This is a genomic window from Streptomyces sp. CG4 (genome assembly GCF_041080655.1).
Lineage (GTDB): Bacteria > Actinomycetota > Actinomycetes > Streptomycetales > Streptomycetaceae > Streptomyces.
In genome coordinates this window covers 2,580,991-2,595,560 of record NZ_CP163525.1, presented here as the reverse complement: position 1 = coordinate 2,595,560, position 14,570 = coordinate 2,580,991, and the positions used below count along the sequence as shown (strand labels likewise).

The window sequence follows — 14,570 nt, the reverse complement described above, 5'->3', positions numbered from 1 at the left end:
GGTTCGGGGCAGGCTACGGGATCCGCTGTGGGCGTACGTCCCGCGGGAACTTCGCCGAGGCCCCCCACACGTTGCATACAGTGGCAGGAACGGCAGGAAAACCGCGGTTTGCACAACCGCCTCCGCTCGCGAAGGGACGTACATGCCCATGGGTCACACGACCACAGCCGAGGCAGGCTCCGGGGGCCTGACAGCGACCGAGCACCGCCTGGCCAACGGTCTGCGCGTGGTGCTCTCCGAGGACCACCTGACCCCGGTGGCGGCGGTCTGCCTCTGGTACGACGTCGGCTCCCGCCACGAAGTCAAGGGGCGTACCGGCCTGGCTCACCTTTTCGAGCACTTGATGTTCCAGGGCTCGGCGCAGGTCAAGGGCAACGGCCACTTCGAGCTGGTGCAGGGCGCCGGCGGCTCGCTCAACGGCACCACCAGCTTCGAGCGCACCAACTACTTCGAGACCATGCCCGCCCACCAGCTGGAGCTCGCGCTCTGGCTGGAGGCCGACCGGATGGGCTCGCTGCTGGCCGCCCTGGACGACGAGTCCATGGAGAACCAGCGGGACGTCGTCAAGAACGAGCGGCGCCAACGCTACGACAACGTGCCCTACGGCACCGCCTTCGAGAAGCTGACCGGCCTGTCGTACCCGGAGGGCCACCCCTACCACCACACGCCGATCGGCTCGATGGCGGACCTGGACGCGGCCACCCTGGAGGACGCCCGCCGGTTCTTCCGCACCTACTACGCGCCGAACAACGCGGTCCTCTCCGTGGTCGGCGACATCGACCCCGTGCAGACCCTCGCCTGGATCGAGAAGTACTTCGGATCGATCCCGTCCCACGACGGCAAGCCCGCGCCGCGCGACGGCGCCCTGCCGGACGTCATCGGCGAGCAGAAGCGCGAGGTCGTCGTCGAGGAGGTCCCGGCGCGCGCCCTGATGGCCGCCTACCGGCTCCCGCAGGACGGCACGCGCGCGTGCGACGCGGCCGACCTGGCCCTGACCGTCCTCGGCGGCGGCGAGTCCTCCCGCCTGTACAACCGGCTGGTGCGCCGCGACCGTACGGCCGTCGCGGCCGGCTTCGGCCTGCTGCGCCTCGCCGGTGCGCCCTCGATGGGCTGGCTGGACGTGAAGACCTCCGGTGACGTCGAGGTGCCGGTCATCGAGACCGCCATCGACGAGGAGCTGGCCCGGTTCGCCGAGGAGGGCCCCACGCCCGAGGAAATGGAGCGCGCCCAGGCCCAGTTGGAGCGCGAGTGGCTGGACCGGCTCGGCACGGTCGCCGGCCGCGCCGACGAACTGTGCCGGTTCGCCGTCCTGTTCGGCGACCCGCAGCTCGCCCTCACCGCCGTCAAGCGCGTCCTGGAGGTGACCCCCGAGGAGGTCCAGGAGGTCGCCAAGGCCCGCCTGCGTCCCGACAACCGCGCGGTCCTCGTCTACGAGCCGCTGTCCGCCGATTCCGCCGAGCACACCGAGGAAGCGGGGCGCGGCGAGGACCCGGAGCAGGAAGCGACCGTAGAGGCCGCCAACGAGAACGAGGAGACGGCCAAGTGACCGAGCTCGCCACCATGGACTTCCACCCCCAGCCGCAGCCCGGCGAGGCCAAGCCGTGGGCGTTCCCGGCCCCGGAGCGCGCCGCGCTCGACAACGGCCTGACGGTGCTGCGCTGCCACCGCCCCGGCCAGCAGGTCGTCGCCGTCGAGGTGCTGCTGGACGCGCCCCTGGACGCCGAGCCGGCCGGCCTGGACGGCGTCGGCACGATCATGGCGCGGGCCTTCTCCGAGGGCACCGACAAGCACTCCGCCGAGGAGTTCGCCGCCGAGCTGGAGCGCGCGGGCGCCACGCTGGACGCGCACGCCGACCACCCGGGCGTCCGGCTCAGCCTGGAGGTCCCGGCCTCCCGCCTGGCCAAGGGCCTCGGCCTGCTCGCCGATGCCCTGCGCGCGCCCGCGTTCGCCGAGAGCGAGGTCGAGCGGCTGGTCCGCAACCGCCTGGACGAGATCCCGCACGAGCTGGCCAACCCCTCCCGCCGCGCCGCCAAGGAGCTCTCCAAGGAGCTGTTCCCGGCGGCCTCGCGCATGTCGCGCCCGCGCCAGGGCACCGAGGAGACGGTCGAGAAGATCGACGCCACCGCCGTACGCGCCTTCTACGACCGGTATGTGCGCCCCGCCACGGCCACCGCGGTCGTGGTCGGCGACCTCACCGGTATCGACCTGGACGCCCTGCTCGGCGACACCCTGGGCGCCTGGAGCGGCACCCCGGGCGAGCCGCGGCCCGTGCCGCCGGTGACCGCCGACGACACCGGGCGCGTGGTCATCGTGGACCGCCCCGGCGCCGTCCAGACGCAGCTGCTCATCGGCCGCGTCGGCCGCGACCGGCACGACCGGGTGTGGCCCGCCCAGGTGCTGGGCACCTACTGCCTCGGCGGCACCCTCACCTCCCGTCTGGACCGCGTCCTGCGCGAGGAGAAGGGCTACACCTACGGTGTGCGCGCGTTCGGGCAGGTCCTGCGCTCTGCCCCGGACGGCTCGGGCGCCTCGATGCTGGCCATCAGCGGCTCCGTGGACACCCCCAACACCGGCCCCGCGCTGGACGACCTGTGGAAGGTGCTGCGCACCCTCGCCGCGGACGGTCTGACCGACGCGGAGCGGGACGTGGCCGTGCAGAACCTCGTCGGGGTGGCGCCGCTGAAGTACGAGACCGCGGCGGCCGTCGCGAGCACGCTGGCCGACCAGGTCGAACAGCACCTGCCCGACGACTTCCAGGCGACGCTGTATCAGCAACTGGCGGCGACGGGCACGGTGGAGGCCACGGCGGCCGTCGTGAACGCCTTCCCGGTGGACCGGCTGGTCACCGTCCTCGTCGGTGACGCCTCCGAGATCAAGGCGCCGGTGGAGGCGCTCGGCATCGGTGAAGTGACCGTCGTGCCGGCCGAGTAGCGGCACGCACGCGTGGGGCCCTGACGACCTACGGGTCGTCAGGGCCCCTGTTGTTCCACTCCCTTCTCCAGATGCCCGATTTGCGGCGGAGGTTGCCTGTCTGCCCTGTGGGATGCGCTACAAAAACCTGGTTCGGTTTGGGTTTGGAAGGCGCGTTTCCGTAGCGTCGACCGGGCTGTTCGTCAGGCAGTGCGCCGCACCCGCGGCACCGGACAGCCATCGCCGAGTCCCCGTACGGCGCGAGCCAGGGGAGCCGGGGACCCACCGTCCCTGGGGTGAATCGGGCGCCCGCGCGGCAGCGAGGGGCCCGTAGGAGACCTTCCTGCTCCGAACCCGTCAGCTAACCCGGTAGGCGAGAGGGAAGGAAAGGACCAGCCACTTCATGGCGTTCATGTGCGCCACCGGGAAGCATCGCAAGCCCGGCCGGGTCAAGCGCACCACCGCTCAGGCGGCCGGTATCGCGGCCCTCACCACCACCGGTGTCATCGGCTCCCTCGCGGCCGCCCCGGCGTTCGCCGCCGAGAACTCCGCCGAGCAGACCGGCCTCACCCCGGTGATCACCGTCGGCGACGACATCGCCGCGCAGATCGACGCGCAGGCCGCCGCCCAGAAGCGGGCCGCCGAGCGGAAGGCGGCCGAGGCGGCCGCGGCCGAGGCGGCGGCGGAGAAGGCCCAGCAGGAGCGCGCGGCCAAGGCTCGCGCCGCCCGCGAGGCCGAGCGCGAGCGGCTGAACGCCTTCGTCGCCCCGATAGCCGACTCGTACGTCTCCACGGGCTACAAGGTCAGCAGCTCCCTGTGGTCCTCCGGCTCGCACACCGGTATCGACTTCCACGCGGCGACCGGCACGCCGGTCCACGCGGTCGGCTCCGGCACGGTGGTCTCCACCGGCTGGGGCGGGGCGTACGGCAACCAGATCGTGATCCGGATGGCCGACGGCATGTACACCCAGTACGGCCATCTGTCGTCCATCGGCGTCTCGGCCGGCCAGCAGGTGACCCCGGGTCAGCAGATCGCCCTGTCCGGCGCGACCGGCAACGTCACCGGCCCGCACCTCCACTTCGAGGCCCGTACGACCCCCGACTACGGCTCGGACGTCGACCCCGTCGCCTACCTCCGCGAGCACGGCGTGAACGTCTGACCCCTCCGCCGGCCCCTCCGCGTGTGCGGCCCCCAGGGCCCGGCGCGCCCGGTTTCCGCGGCCCCGGCTCACCGAGCCGGGGCTTTCGCCGTTTTGCGCGGTGTGGGCCGTGCCCGCTGACCAAAAAATATCCATGGAATCCGACCCGCCGTCGGAAATTCCGACGCATTGGAATAGAGTCACGGAACACGCGTCCATCGTCGACGTTTCACGGGGATTAAGGCGGAGGTCGGTCATGCGTATTCCGGCGCACTCGGTGTGCACGGCGATCCGGGACGACATCGTCGCCGGTGTCCACGTGCGCGGCGGCCGCCTCACCGAGGAAGTCCTGGCCCGCCGCTACGGCGTCTCGCGCGTTCCCGTCCGCGAGGCCCTGCGCACCCTGGAGGCCGAGGGCTTCGTGGTGACCCGCCGGCACGCGGGCGCGTGCGTGGCCGAGCCGACCGAGCAGGAGGCCGCCGACCTGCTGGAGATGCGCATGCTCCTGGAGCCGCTCGGGGCCGCCCGGGCCGCACAGCGGCGCACGGAGGCCCATCTGAAGGTGCTGCGCGGCCTGGTCAGGCTGGGCCAGGAGCGGGCCAGGCGGGGGCACAGCGAGGATCTGCGCTCACTCGGCGGCTGGTTTCACGAGACGCTCGCCCAGGCCTCCTGCAGCCCTTCGCTGACCGCGATGCTCACCCAGCTGCGCCACAAGATCGCCTGGATGTACACCGTGGAGGCGTCGCCGAGCCCGGCGGAGTCCTGGGCGGAGCACGGCGCCATCGTCGACGCGGTGGCGCGCGGCGACGGCGAGCGTGCGCGGGCGGTCATGGCGCTGCACGCCGAGCGTGCGACCGGCGCGCACAGGCTGCGATTTCCCGGGGGTACAGAACGTGTGAGGACTTCGCAACACGCCGTAAACATGTCGGGCCTCCGGCATTAACACGCGCGCCGTATACAAAGAGGCGGGGTTATTCGGCGCGGTGTATTTCCGTTGCCCTAATTCCGGTGTGCACGCAATGAGCCCGGAAACACCGGAGCCGCGCCGCCCGAAAAGGGCACCGCGGCTCCGGCATTCAGGTGCGCTTACTCAGACCGTCTCGGGCAGTTCCTCGAGGCCTTCGGCCACCAGCTTCGCCAGACGGTCCAGGGCGATGTCCGCGCCCTCGGCTTCGGAGGCGAGGACGATCTCCTCGCCACCCTGGGCACCCAGGCCCAGGACGGCCAGCATGGAGGCCGCGTTGACGGGGTTGCCGTCAGCCTTGGCGATCGTCACCGGGACGCCTGCGGCCGTGGCGGCTCGGACGAAGATGGAGGCGGGGCGGGCGTGGAGGCCCTCGGCCCAGCCGACGTTGACGCGGCGCTCAGCCATGTGTTGCTGCCCTTCAGTCTTCAGGGTTGTCTAGACCAGTTTCCCATATCGTGAAGCATGCCCGGATCGGACCTTCGTCCTGTCCCGGTGCGGCGTCGGACCGCGGCCTCGATCCGACTTCCGTCCTCCACAGACTGCCCCGCGCCGTTGTCGGACGCGAGCCGTACTCTGGGGCCCATGCAGACCCCGGCGGACCGGCAGGACCGGCGCGAGTACCCCGCCCACTGGGAGGCGGACGTGGTGCTGCGCGACGGAGGCACCGCGCGCATCCGGCCCATCACCGTTGATGACGCCGACCGCCTGGTCAGCTTCTACGAGCAGGTCTCGGACGAGTCGAAGTACTACCGCTTCTTCGCGCCGTACCCACGCCTGTCCGCCAAGGACGTCCACCGCTTCACGCACCACGACTTTGTGGACCGGGTGGGACTCGCGGCCACCATCGGCGGCGAGTTCATCGCCACCGTACGCTACGACCGCATCGGCGCCGACGGCCTGCCCGCCTCCGCGCCCGCCGACGAGGCCGAGGTCGCCTTCCTGGTGCAGGACGCGCACCAGGGCCGCGGGGTCGCCTCCGCCCTGCTGGAACACATCGCGGCCGTCGCCCGCGAGCGCGGCATCCGTCGCTTCGCCGCCGAGGTGCTGCCCGCCAACTCCAAGATGATCAAGGTGTTCACGGACGCCGGCTACACCCAGCAGCGCAGCTTCGAGGACGGCGTCGTCCGCCTGGAGTTCGACCTCGAACCCACCGACCGCTCCCTCGCCGTCCAGCGCGCACGGGAACAGCGCGCCGAGGCCCGCTCGGTGCGACGGCTGCTCGCGCCCGGCTCGGTGGCGGTCATCGGCGTCGGCCGCGCCCCCGGCGGGGTCGGCCGCAGCGTCCTCGGCAACATCCGGGACGCCGGTTACGGCGGCCGGCTGCACGCCGTGAACAAGGCATTCCCCGGGGACCTCAAGGAGGTCGACGGGGTGCGGGCGTACCGGTCCGTGCGGGACGTCGAGGACCCCGTCGACCTCGCCGTCGTCGCCGTACCGGCCGAGTACGTGCCCGGTGCGGTCGCCGAGTGCGGTGAACACGGGGTGCAGGGGCTCGTCGTGCTCTCCTCCGGATACGCCGAGAGCGGGCCCGAGGGGCGCGAGCGGCAGCGGGCGCTCGTGCAGCAGGCGCGCGCCTACGGCATGCGGATCATCGGCCCGAACGCCTTCGGGGTCATCAACACCTCGGCGGACGTCCGGCTCAACGCCTCCCTGGCCCCGGAGATGCCGCGCCCCGGCCGCATCGGGATGTTCGCCCAGTCCGGCGCCATCGGCATCGCCCTGCTGTCCCGGCTGCACCGGCGCGGGGGAGGGGTCACGGGGGTCACGGGCGTGTCCACCTTCGTGTCCGCCGGCAACCGCGCGGACGTCTCCGGCAACGACGTCCTCCAGTACTGGTACGACGACCCCGAGACCGACGTCGTCCTCATGTACCTGGAGTCCATCGGCAACCCCCGCAAGTTCGCCCGCCTCGCCCGGCGGACGGCGGCGGCGAAGCCGCTGGTCGTGGTGCAGGGCGTCGGTTCCGTGCCCCAGGGACACGCGGTACGGGCGACCCGGCTGCCGCACGCCATCGTCTCCGCGCTGCTGCGGCAGGCCGGGGTGATCCGGGTCGACACGATCACCGAGCTGGTCGACGCGGGGTTGCTGCTCGCGCGGCAGCCGCTGCCGGCGGGGCCGAGGGTGGCGATCCTCGGCAACTCCGAGTCGCTGGGCGTGCTGACGTACGACCGGTGTCTGGCGGAGGGATTGCGGCCGGCGCGGCCACTGGATCTGACGACGGGGGCGACGGCGGCGGACTTCCACGGGGCGCTGGCGCGGGCGTTGGCCGACGACACGTGCGACTCCGTCGTGGTGACGGCGATCCCTGCCATCGGGGAAGCGTCGCCGGGGGACGCGGAGCTGGCGGAGGCGCTGCGGTCGGCTGCCGCGGCCGTGCCGGGGAAGCCGGTGCTGGTGGTGCATGTGGAGCTCGGCGGGCTCGCGGAGGCGTTGTCGGCCGCGGCGAGTACGGCACCACAGGCCGCCCAGCGGGCCTCCGGCACCGGCGGCGGTGCCCACCCTGCCCCACTCCCGGCTCCGCTCGAACCTCTCCGGGACGGCACCCGGCTCATCCCCGCCTACCCCGCCGCCGAGCGGGCCGTGCGGGCGCTGGCCGAAGCCGTGCGGTACGGGCAGTGGCGGCGGGAGGCCATGGACCCGGGGAAGGTGCCCGAGTACGAGGACATCGACGAGAAGGGGGCCGCGCGGCTGATCGGTGAGCTGCTCGCGCGCGGGGAAGGGCTCACCATCTCCGACGCGGAGACCTGCGAGCTCCTCGGCAAGTACGGCATCCCGGTGCGGCGCGCGCTGCCCGCCCCCACCCGCGACGCCGCCGCCGAAGCCGCCCGCACCCTCGGCTACCCGGTGGCCCTGAAGGCCACCGCCCCGCACCTCAGACACCGCGCCGACCTCGGTGGCGTACGCCTGGACCTCGCGGACGAGGAGCAACTGCGCCGGGCGTACGCCGAGTTGACCGAGCTGTTCGGGCCGCCGGAGGAGCTGCGGCCGGTGGTGCAGGGGATGGCGCCCAGGGGCGTCGACACGGTCGTACGCGCGGTGATCGACCCCGCCGCCGGGGCGGTGCTGTCCTTCAGCCTCGCCGGTGCCGCCTCGCAGTTGCTCGGGGACATGGCGCACCGGCTGATCCCGGTCACCGACCGGGAGGCGACCTCGCTGGTGCGGTCGATCCGCACGGCACCACTGCTGTTCGGCTGGCGCGGCTCCACCCCCGTGGACACCCCGGCGCTGGAGGAGCTGCTGCTGCGGGTGTCCCGGCTGGTCGACGATCATCCGGAAGTCGTCGCCGTCACTCTGGAGCCGGTCGTCGTCGCCCCGCACGGCGTGAGCGTCCTCGGCGCCACGGTACGGCTCGCACCGCCGCCCGCCCGTGACGACCTGGGCCCGCGCACGATGCCGGCTTACTGAGGCCGCCGGCCGCCCGCGACCGCCTCGCCGCCGTCACCGGGTCTCGCGGTCACTGCCGCGCCCCGTGGCCGGGGGCTTCCGGTGCGTGCGCGGGTGCGGGATCCTGGTGGGTTCTCGCCCACGCGGCAGAGCCGCACAGCGAGCACGGCCCCGCGCCCCCGCGGCCGGCCGCACCCGCGGCGGCTTCCCGTGACCGGCCCGGACCCCCCTTGCCCACGGATTAGGATGGACGCCATGGCCAAGACCAGTACGACGACCCAGGGGCTGCGCGCGGCGATCGAGCGCAGCGGCTACTACCCGGCCCTCGTGGCCGAGGCCGTGGAGGCCGCTGTGGGCGGCGAGCCCATCCGGTCGTACCTGGTCCACCAGGAGACGACGTTCGACCAGAACGAGGTCCGCCGGCATGTGACCGTCCTGGTCCTCACCGGCAACCGCTTCATCGTCAGCCACACCGACGAGCAGGGCGCCGACAGCACCTCCCCGACGCCGTACGCCACCACCTCCACCGAGTCCGTGAAGCTCGGCCGGATCTCCTCGGTCGTGGTCAGCCGCGTGGTCGCGAACCCCGAGCAGTACAAGCCGGGCACGCTGCCCCGCGAGGTCGTGCTGACCATCGGCTGGGGCGCGGTGAGCCGCATCGACCTGGAGCCCGCCGCCTGCGGCGACCCCAACTGCGACGCCGACCACGGCTACACGGGCAACTCCACGGCGGACGACCTCAGCCTGCGCGTCAGCGAGGCCGGGGACGGCCCGGAGACGGTGCGCCAGGCGCTCGCCTTCGCCCAGGCCATCTCGGAGGCGACCGCGGACGTCACCCGCTGATGTCCCAGCTCTCCGCCTGGGACCACCCGGAACCGCTCGCCCTGGACACCGCGCCGCTGCCCGAGTACGGCACCGGCTCTCTCGCCGACCTGCTGCCCACCCTGGCCGCCGGCCTGGGCGTCCCCGGTATGACCGCCACGATCCCGGAACTGACCGCGGCCGACCGGGTCTGTGTCTTCCTGATCGACGGGCTCGGCTGGGAGCAGCTGCGGGCCCACGCCGACGAGGCTCCCTTCCTGGCCTCGCTGCTCGGCAGCTCGCGCGGCGGCACCGGCCGCCCCCTCACCGCCGGTTACCCGGCGACCACCGCGACCTCCCTCGCCTCCGTCGGCACCGGCCTGCCGCCCGGCGCCCATGGCCTGCCCGGCTACACCGTGCGCGACCCGGCCACCGGGGCGCTGATGAACCAGCTCCGCTGGCAGCCGTACACCGATCCGCGCGCCTGGCAGCCGTATCCCACGGTCTTCCAGCGGGCCCACGAGGCCGGAGTGCACACCGCACAGGTGACCTCGCCCGCCTTCGAGCACACTCCGCTCACCCGGATCGCACTCAGCGGCGGCGGCTTCCACGGCCGGCTGAGCGGCGAGGACCGCATGGACCTCGCGGCCGGGCAACTGGCCGCCGGGGACCGCTCGCTGGTCTACACGTACTACTCCGAGCTGGACGGCGCCGGACACCGCTACGGCGTCGCCTCCGACACCTGGCGCGGCCAGCTGATGTACGTCGACCGGCTCGCCCAGCGCCTCGCCGAGCAACTGCCGCCGCGCAGCGCGCTCTACGTCACCGCCGACCACGGCATGGTCGACGTCCCGTTCGACGACGAGCACCGCTTCGACTTCGACACGGACTGGGAGCTGCGCGCCGGAGTCGCCCTGCTCGGCGGCGAGGGCCGGGCGCGGCACGTGTACGCGGTGCCGGGTGCCGAGAACGACGTACTGACCTGCTGGCGCGAGGTGCTCGGCGAGCAGTTCTGGGTGGCCTCCCGGGACGAGGCGATCGCGGCGGGCTGGTTCGGGCCGCACATCGACGAGCGGGTGTACGCCCGGCTCGGTGACGTGATCGCGGCCGCGCACGACGACGTGCTGATCATCGCCACCGAGCGGGAGCCGAAGGAGTCGGCGCTGGTCGGCAACCACGGCTCGATGACGCCCGCCGAGCAGCTGGTCCCGCTGCTCGAAGTACGCTCCTGACGCCCCCTCCCGTGACTACTCTCACCGAAAGGTGTGCGAACTCCTCATGCCCGAGCTGGTGTTCTTCTCCGGAACGATGGACTGCGGGAAGTCGACGCTGGCTCTGCAGATCGAGCACAACCGCTCCGCGCGCGGCCTCGTCGGCATGATCTTCACCCGGAACGACCGCGCGGGCGAGGGCAAGCTGTCCTCGCGGCTCGGCCTGGTCACCGACGCGGTGGAGGTCGCGGACGACCAGGATCTGTACGCCTATCTGGTGGACTACCTCTCGCAGGGCCGCCGGGCCGACTACGTGATCGCGGACGAGGCGCAGTTCCTCGCACCCGAGCAGATCGACCAACTCGCGCGCGTGGTGGACGATCTCGGCCTGGACGTGTACGCCTTCGGGATCACCACCGACTTCCGTTCCAAGCTGTTTCCCGGTTCGCAGCGGCTGGTGGAGCTGGCCGACCGCATCGAGGTGCTCCAGGTGGAGGCGCTGTGCTGGTGCGGCGCCCGCGCCACGCACAACGCCCGTACGATCGGCGGCCAGATGGTGGTCGAGGGCGCCCAGGTGGTCGTCGGCGATGTCGACCACGCGACGGGCGAGGTCGGCTACGAGGTGCTGTGCCGCCGCCATCACCGGCGCCGGATGACCGCCGCGTCGGCCCGCGCGGCGGCCCTCTCCCCGGACGTCCTGCCGGTCTCCGCCGGCTGAACCGGCGCCGCGCGTCCGGGAGTTCAGTGCGGGTTCTGGATCACCGAGAACTCCGCGCCCTCCGGGTCCGCCACCGTCGCCACCCGGCCGTGCGGGCTGTCGTGCGGCTGTCTGACGACCCGGCCGCCCAGGTCCGCGACCTGCCGCACCGTCGCATCGGCGTCGGCGGCCTCGAAGTACGTCTGCCAGTGCGGTCCGCGGTCGCGCGGCAGGCCATGGCCCAGGCCGTGCAGACCGGCCACCGGACGGCCGGCGAGATGCAGGGTCACATAGTCGAAGTCGGCGGAGACGACCGGCTCGCGTTCGTAGCCGAACACCGTCGCGTAGAACTTGGAGACGCTCTCCGTCTCGTAGGTCACCAGCTCGTTCCACGCCGGGGTCCCGGGCACTCCGTGGATCGCGGTGCCGAGGTGCGCGGCGCCCTGCCAGATGCCGAACACCGCCCCGGAGGGATCCGCGGCGATGGCGATCCGCCCGGCCTCGGCGGCGTCCAGCGGGCCGACCGCGACCGTGCCGCCGCACAGGCGTACCGCGTCGGCCGTCCGGTCCACGTCGTCCGAGGCGAGGTAGGGCGTCCAGGCGATTGGCAGCCGGTGGTCCGGTGGCAGCTGGCCCATGCCCGCCACCTCGTGCCCGTCGAGCAGCGCCCGCACATACGGGCCGAGCTGCTGCGGGCCCGGCCGGAACTCCCAGCCGAACAGCTCACCGTAGAACTCCTCGGTGGCGGCCAGCCCGTGCGCCATCAGGCTCACCCAGCAGGGCGTGCCGGGTGCGCGCCGCGCATGCGGACCGGCCGGCTCGCGTGCCTCCGTCATCGATCACTCTCTCCCCGGCCCCTCGCGGTGGCCGTGTCGCTTCCACTCCCCGGAAGGGGTGTCACGCCGGCGGCGGGTACGCCCGTGCCGGTGCCCGCATCCTGCACGGCGCCGCATGCGATTCCGCGCAGCCGCCCGGCCTTGCCTCCGGGAGAATGCCCGATCTGCCGCCTGTCGCCGCTTCCTGACGATGGCCGGCGGGTGTCCGCCGGCTGTACAGCACGTGCTCGGTCCCGTACGCCCCGTGATCGAGCCTGCCCGGCCGAGCAGAGTAGCCGGACCTGGACGCCGCGGCCACCCCTGGCGTATGGATGGACGCCATGAGAGCCATCATCACCGCAACCGAACTCGCACAAGAGCTGACCGGGGAGCGCCCGCCGCTGCTGCTGGACGTGCGCTGGCAGCTGAGCCTGGCCAAGGCGGCGGGCGCGCCGGCCTTCGACGGGCGGGCCGAGTACGCGGCCGGTCACCTCCCCGGCGCGGTCTTCGTCGACCTGGACCGGGAACTGGCCGGCGCGCCCGGGGAACACGGCCGGCATCCGCTGCCGGACCTCGCGGAGTTCGGTGCCGCGATGCGCCGCGCGGGTGTGTCGGCCGGCCGCCCGGTCGTCGTGTACGACGGAGGCCAGGGCTGGGCGGCCGCCCGTGCCTGGTGGCTGCTGAGCTGGACGGGTCACCCGGACGTGCGGGTCCTCGACGGCGGCTTGCCGTCCTGGCAGGGCGAACTGTCCCGGCAGGAACCGGAACCGGCCGAGGGCGACTTCCGGCCGGATCCGGCCGCCACCGGACGGCTCGACGCGGACGCGGCGGCCGCCCTGGCCCGCGCGGGCGTGCTGCTGGACGCGCGCGCGGGGGAGCGGTACCGAGGTGAGGTGGAGCCGATCGACCGGGTCGGCGGGCACATCCCGGGCGCGGTGTCGGCACCGACGACGGAGAACGTGGGCCCCGACGGCCGCTTCCTGCCCGCGGCGGAGCTGAGAGACCGGTTCAAGGCGCTGGGTGTGTCCGAGGACACCGAGGTGGGCGTGTACTGCGGTTCGGGAGTCTCCGGCGCCCACGAGGTCCTCGCGCTCGCGGTGGCCGGCATTCCGGCGGCCCTGTACGTCGGTTCCTGGTCCGAGTGGTCCTCGGACCCGTCCCGGCCGGTGGCGGTGGGGGCGGACCCGCAGTAGCGGCAGCCGGGGCCGGGGCACGCACGCGTGCAGCCGGCATTGGGGGCACGCGTGCGTGCCCCCAATGTTCCGTTTCCGTACGCCCCGTCACTCCTGCTTCTTGCGGCGCGTGCCGAACACGATCTCGTCCCAGCTCGGCACGGCGGCACGGCGGCCGGGGCGGACGCCGTCGGCCTCGGCCTGCCGGTCGGTCGCGCCGATGAGCCGGTCGCGGTGGCTGCCCACGGAGCGGGGCATGAGGACGTCCGCGTAGGCCGAACCGGCCGAGGCGGCGGGGGCCGGCGGCTCCTCGGTGTCCGGTTCCTCGGCGGGCTCCTCCGGTGTCTCCGCCGGGCGCTCCGGCACCACCAGGTCGCCCCGGAAGCTCGGTACGGCCTCCAGCAGGCTGGTCAGCGAGTCGCGTTCGCCCGTGCTCTCCTCGGCGGGCTCGGACGGCTGCGCGGGCAGGCTCGGCCGCTCCCGCTCGCTCCGGTCGAGCGCCCGGTCCATCGAACGCTCGCGCGGGAGGCGGGCGATGCGCGGGACGAACGGGAAGCTCGGTTCGGGCACGGCGAGGTCGTCGGACTCGCCGATGAGCGAGCGCGCCTCGTCGTCCACGGCCTGTACGAGCCGCCGCGGCGGGTCGTACGTCCAGCTCGCCGAGTGCGGTTCGCCCGCGACCCGGTAGACGAGGAGAACCTCCCAGGTGCCGTCGTCGCGGCGCCAGGAGTCCCACTGCACGGAGTCCTTCTCGACGCCGCGCAGCATCAGCCGCTCCTGGACGGCCTCGCCGAGCTGCGGTCCGGAGTTCTCACCGGGGCGGCGGACCGGGGTCTTGCGGGCGCGCTCGGCCATGAAGGCGCGCTCGGCCAGCACGGGACCCTCGAAGCGCCGTACCCGGTCGACGGAGATGCCGGCGAGCTGGGCGACCTCTTCCGCGGTGGCACCAGCGCGTATACGCGCCTGGATGTCACGCGGGCGCAGATGGCTCTCGACCTCGATCTCGATCTGGCCGAGGCGCGGCCGGTCGCCGCGCACGGCGGCACGCAGCCGTTCGTCGATAGGAAGCGTGTACTCCGTTGAGTCGGCAGCCTTGAGCACCAGCCGTGTGCCGTCATTCGAGACGGCCACGACACGCAGTTCGGGCATGGGGACCTCCCGGGTGGTGCCTGCCGACGTCACGTGCGTCGCTGCTTCCGCTAGTCGAGTGTGGCCTGCCCGGGTGCAGCCTGCCACAACCTTGCCGAGTTGCCCGGCGTGTCGGGCACGGGCCCTGGGCCGCCGTTATGGCACGGTTACCTGTTCGCAACGCAAAGTGACCACTTCCGTCACCCTGTGCAACCGGCCCCCCTCCCCGGCGGTCCTGCAAGGCCGCGGACACCCTGGTGGGAGACCGGACCCAGGGCTCGCAACAGTACTCCATTTGGACCATGTGCGTGGATGGGCGCGCCGCCCAACTTCTCGCAAGGGGTGCG

At 73.0% G+C, this 14,570-nt stretch carries 12 protein-coding genes and 1 riboswitch; of the genes, 9 read left to right on the top strand and 3 right to left on the bottom strand.

Annotation, left to right across the window (positions count from 1 at the left end; genetic code table 11):
• Nucleotides 1–142: 142 nt before the first annotated feature.
• The 4 genes from AB5L52_RS11790 to AB5L52_RS11775 all read left to right on the top strand — a co-directional run bounded on the left by AB5L52_RS11790 (nucleotide 143) and on the right by AB5L52_RS11775 (nucleotide 4,991).
• Complete coding sequence (locus AB5L52_RS11790) at nucleotides 143–1,546, top strand: pitrilysin family protein (RefSeq protein WP_351016007.1); 1,404 nt, start codon at nucleotides 143–145, stop codon at nucleotides 1,544–1,546.
• The gene (locus AB5L52_RS11785) at nucleotides 1,543–2,931 is read left to right on the top strand and encodes a M16 family metallopeptidase (protein WP_369363843.1); all 1,389 of its coding nucleotides are present in this window, start codon (nucleotides 1,543–1,545) and stop codon (nucleotides 2,929–2,931) included. The genes AB5L52_RS11790 and AB5L52_RS11785 overlap by 4 nt, the downstream gene beginning before the upstream one ends.
• A 210-nt stretch (nucleotides 2,932–3,141) precedes the next feature.
• Nucleotides 3,142–3,301, top strand: a riboswitch (cyclic di-AMP (ydaO/yuaA leader).
• Between the two features lie 12 nt (nucleotides 3,302–3,313).
• Nucleotides 3,314–4,069, top strand: coding sequence for a M23 family metallopeptidase (locus tag AB5L52_RS11780; RefSeq protein WP_369363841.1), 756 nt, complete (start codon nucleotides 3,314–3,316; stop codon nucleotides 4,067–4,069).
• 235 nt (nucleotides 4,070–4,304) lie between these two features.
• Nucleotides 4,305–4,991, top strand: a complete 687-nt coding sequence (locus AB5L52_RS11775) for a GntR family transcriptional regulator (RefSeq protein ID WP_369363839.1) — start codon at nucleotides 4,305–4,307, stop codon at nucleotides 4,989–4,991.
• 147 nt (nucleotides 4,992–5,138) lie between these two features.
• Here AB5L52_RS11775 and AB5L52_RS11770 read toward each other — a convergent pair whose 3' ends face one another.
• Nucleotides 5,139–5,420, bottom strand: a complete 282-nt coding sequence (locus AB5L52_RS11770; protein WP_351015996.1) for an HPr family phosphocarrier protein — start codon at nucleotides 5,418–5,420, stop codon at nucleotides 5,139–5,141.
• 177 nt (nucleotides 5,421–5,597) lie between these two features.
• On the opposite strand from AB5L52_RS11770, the gene AB5L52_RS11765 reads away from it, so the two are divergent.
• The 4 genes from AB5L52_RS11765 (at nucleotide 5,598) to AB5L52_RS11750 (ending at nucleotide 11,129) form a co-directional block, all read left to right on the top strand.
• Nucleotides 5,598–8,420 (top strand): GNAT family N-acetyltransferase, encoded by a 2,823-nt coding sequence (locus AB5L52_RS11765; RefSeq protein ID WP_369363837.1) that lies wholly within the window; start codon nucleotides 5,598–5,600, stop codon nucleotides 8,418–8,420.
• A 225-nt stretch (nucleotides 8,421–8,645) separates the two neighbouring features.
• On the top strand, nucleotides 8,646–9,242 hold the full coding sequence (locus AB5L52_RS11760; RefSeq protein WP_351015991.1) for a DUF5998 family protein: 597 nt from the start codon (nucleotides 8,646–8,648) through the stop codon (nucleotides 9,240–9,242).
• Nucleotides 9,242–10,432 carry a nucleotide pyrophosphatase/phosphodiesterase family protein gene (locus AB5L52_RS11755; protein WP_351015989.1) on the top strand — a complete coding sequence of 397 codons (1,191 nt, stop codon included), beginning with the start codon at nucleotides 9,242–9,244 and terminating at the stop codon, nucleotides 10,430–10,432. The genes AB5L52_RS11760 and AB5L52_RS11755 overlap by 1 nt, the downstream gene beginning before the upstream one ends.
• Nucleotides 10,433–10,478: 46 nt before the next feature.
• Complete coding sequence (locus AB5L52_RS11750) at nucleotides 10,479–11,129, top strand: thymidine kinase (RefSeq protein ID WP_369363834.1); 651 nt, start codon at nucleotides 10,479–10,481, stop codon at nucleotides 11,127–11,129.
• Between the two features lie 23 nt (nucleotides 11,130–11,152).
• Here AB5L52_RS11750 and AB5L52_RS11745 read toward each other — a convergent pair whose 3' ends face one another.
• Nucleotides 11,153–11,944 (bottom strand): VOC family protein, encoded by a 792-nt coding sequence (locus AB5L52_RS11745; RefSeq protein ID WP_351563966.1) that lies wholly within the window; start codon nucleotides 11,942–11,944, stop codon nucleotides 11,153–11,155.
• Nucleotides 11,945–12,264: 320 nt separating this feature from the next.
• On the opposite strand from AB5L52_RS11745, the gene AB5L52_RS11740 reads away from it, so the two are divergent.
• Nucleotides 12,265–13,116, top strand: a complete 852-nt coding sequence (locus AB5L52_RS11740; protein ID WP_351563964.1) for a sulfurtransferase — start codon at nucleotides 12,265–12,267, stop codon at nucleotides 13,114–13,116.
• Nucleotides 13,117–13,203: 87 nt separating this feature from the next.
• Here the strand turns inward: AB5L52_RS11740 and sepH are convergent, their stop codons facing one another.
• Nucleotides 13,204–14,244, bottom strand: a complete 1,041-nt coding sequence (sepH, locus tag AB5L52_RS11735; protein ID WP_369363832.1) for a septation protein SepH — start codon at nucleotides 14,242–14,244, stop codon at nucleotides 13,204–13,206.
• Nucleotides 14,245–14,570: the final 326 nt, after the last annotated feature.

Bases quoted from the DNA above. Each gene is read 5' to 3' on its own strand.
- AB5L52_RS11790 (WP_351016007.1), top strand. From the start codon at position 143: ATGCCCATGGGTCACACGACCACAGCCGAGGCAGGCTCCGGGGGCCTG.
- AB5L52_RS11780 (WP_369363841.1), top strand. From the start codon at position 3,314: ATGGCGTTCATGTGCGCCACCGGGAAGCATCGCAAGCCCGGCCGGGTC.
- AB5L52_RS11775 (WP_369363839.1), top strand. From the start codon at position 4,305: ATGCGTATTCCGGCGCACTCGGTGTGCACGGCGATCCGGGACGACATC.
- AB5L52_RS11770 (WP_351015996.1), bottom strand. From the start codon at position 5,420: ATGGCTGAGCGCCGCGTCAACGTCGGCTGGGCCGAGGGCCTCCACGCC.
- AB5L52_RS11765 (WP_369363837.1), top strand. From the start codon at position 5,598: ATGCAGACCCCGGCGGACCGGCAGGACCGGCGCGAGTACCCCGCCCAC.
- AB5L52_RS11760 (WP_351015991.1), top strand. From the start codon at position 8,646: ATGGACGCCATGGCCAAGACCAGTACGACGACCCAGGGGCTGCGCGCG.
- AB5L52_RS11755 (WP_351015989.1), top strand. From the start codon at position 9,242: ATGTCCCAGCTCTCCGCCTGGGACCACCCGGAACCGCTCGCCCTGGAC.
- AB5L52_RS11750 (WP_369363834.1), top strand. From the start codon at position 10,479: ATGCCCGAGCTGGTGTTCTTCTCCGGAACGATGGACTGCGGGAAGTCG.
- AB5L52_RS11745 (WP_351563966.1), bottom strand. From the start codon at position 11,944: ATGACGGAGGCACGCGAGCCGGCCGGTCCGCATGCGCGGCGCGCACCC.
- AB5L52_RS11740 (WP_351563964.1), top strand. From the start codon at position 12,265: ATGAGAGCCATCATCACCGCAACCGAACTCGCACAAGAGCTGACCGGG.
- sepH (WP_369363832.1), bottom strand. From the start codon at position 14,244: ATGCCCGAACTGCGTGTCGTGGCCGTCTCGAATGACGGCACACGGCTG.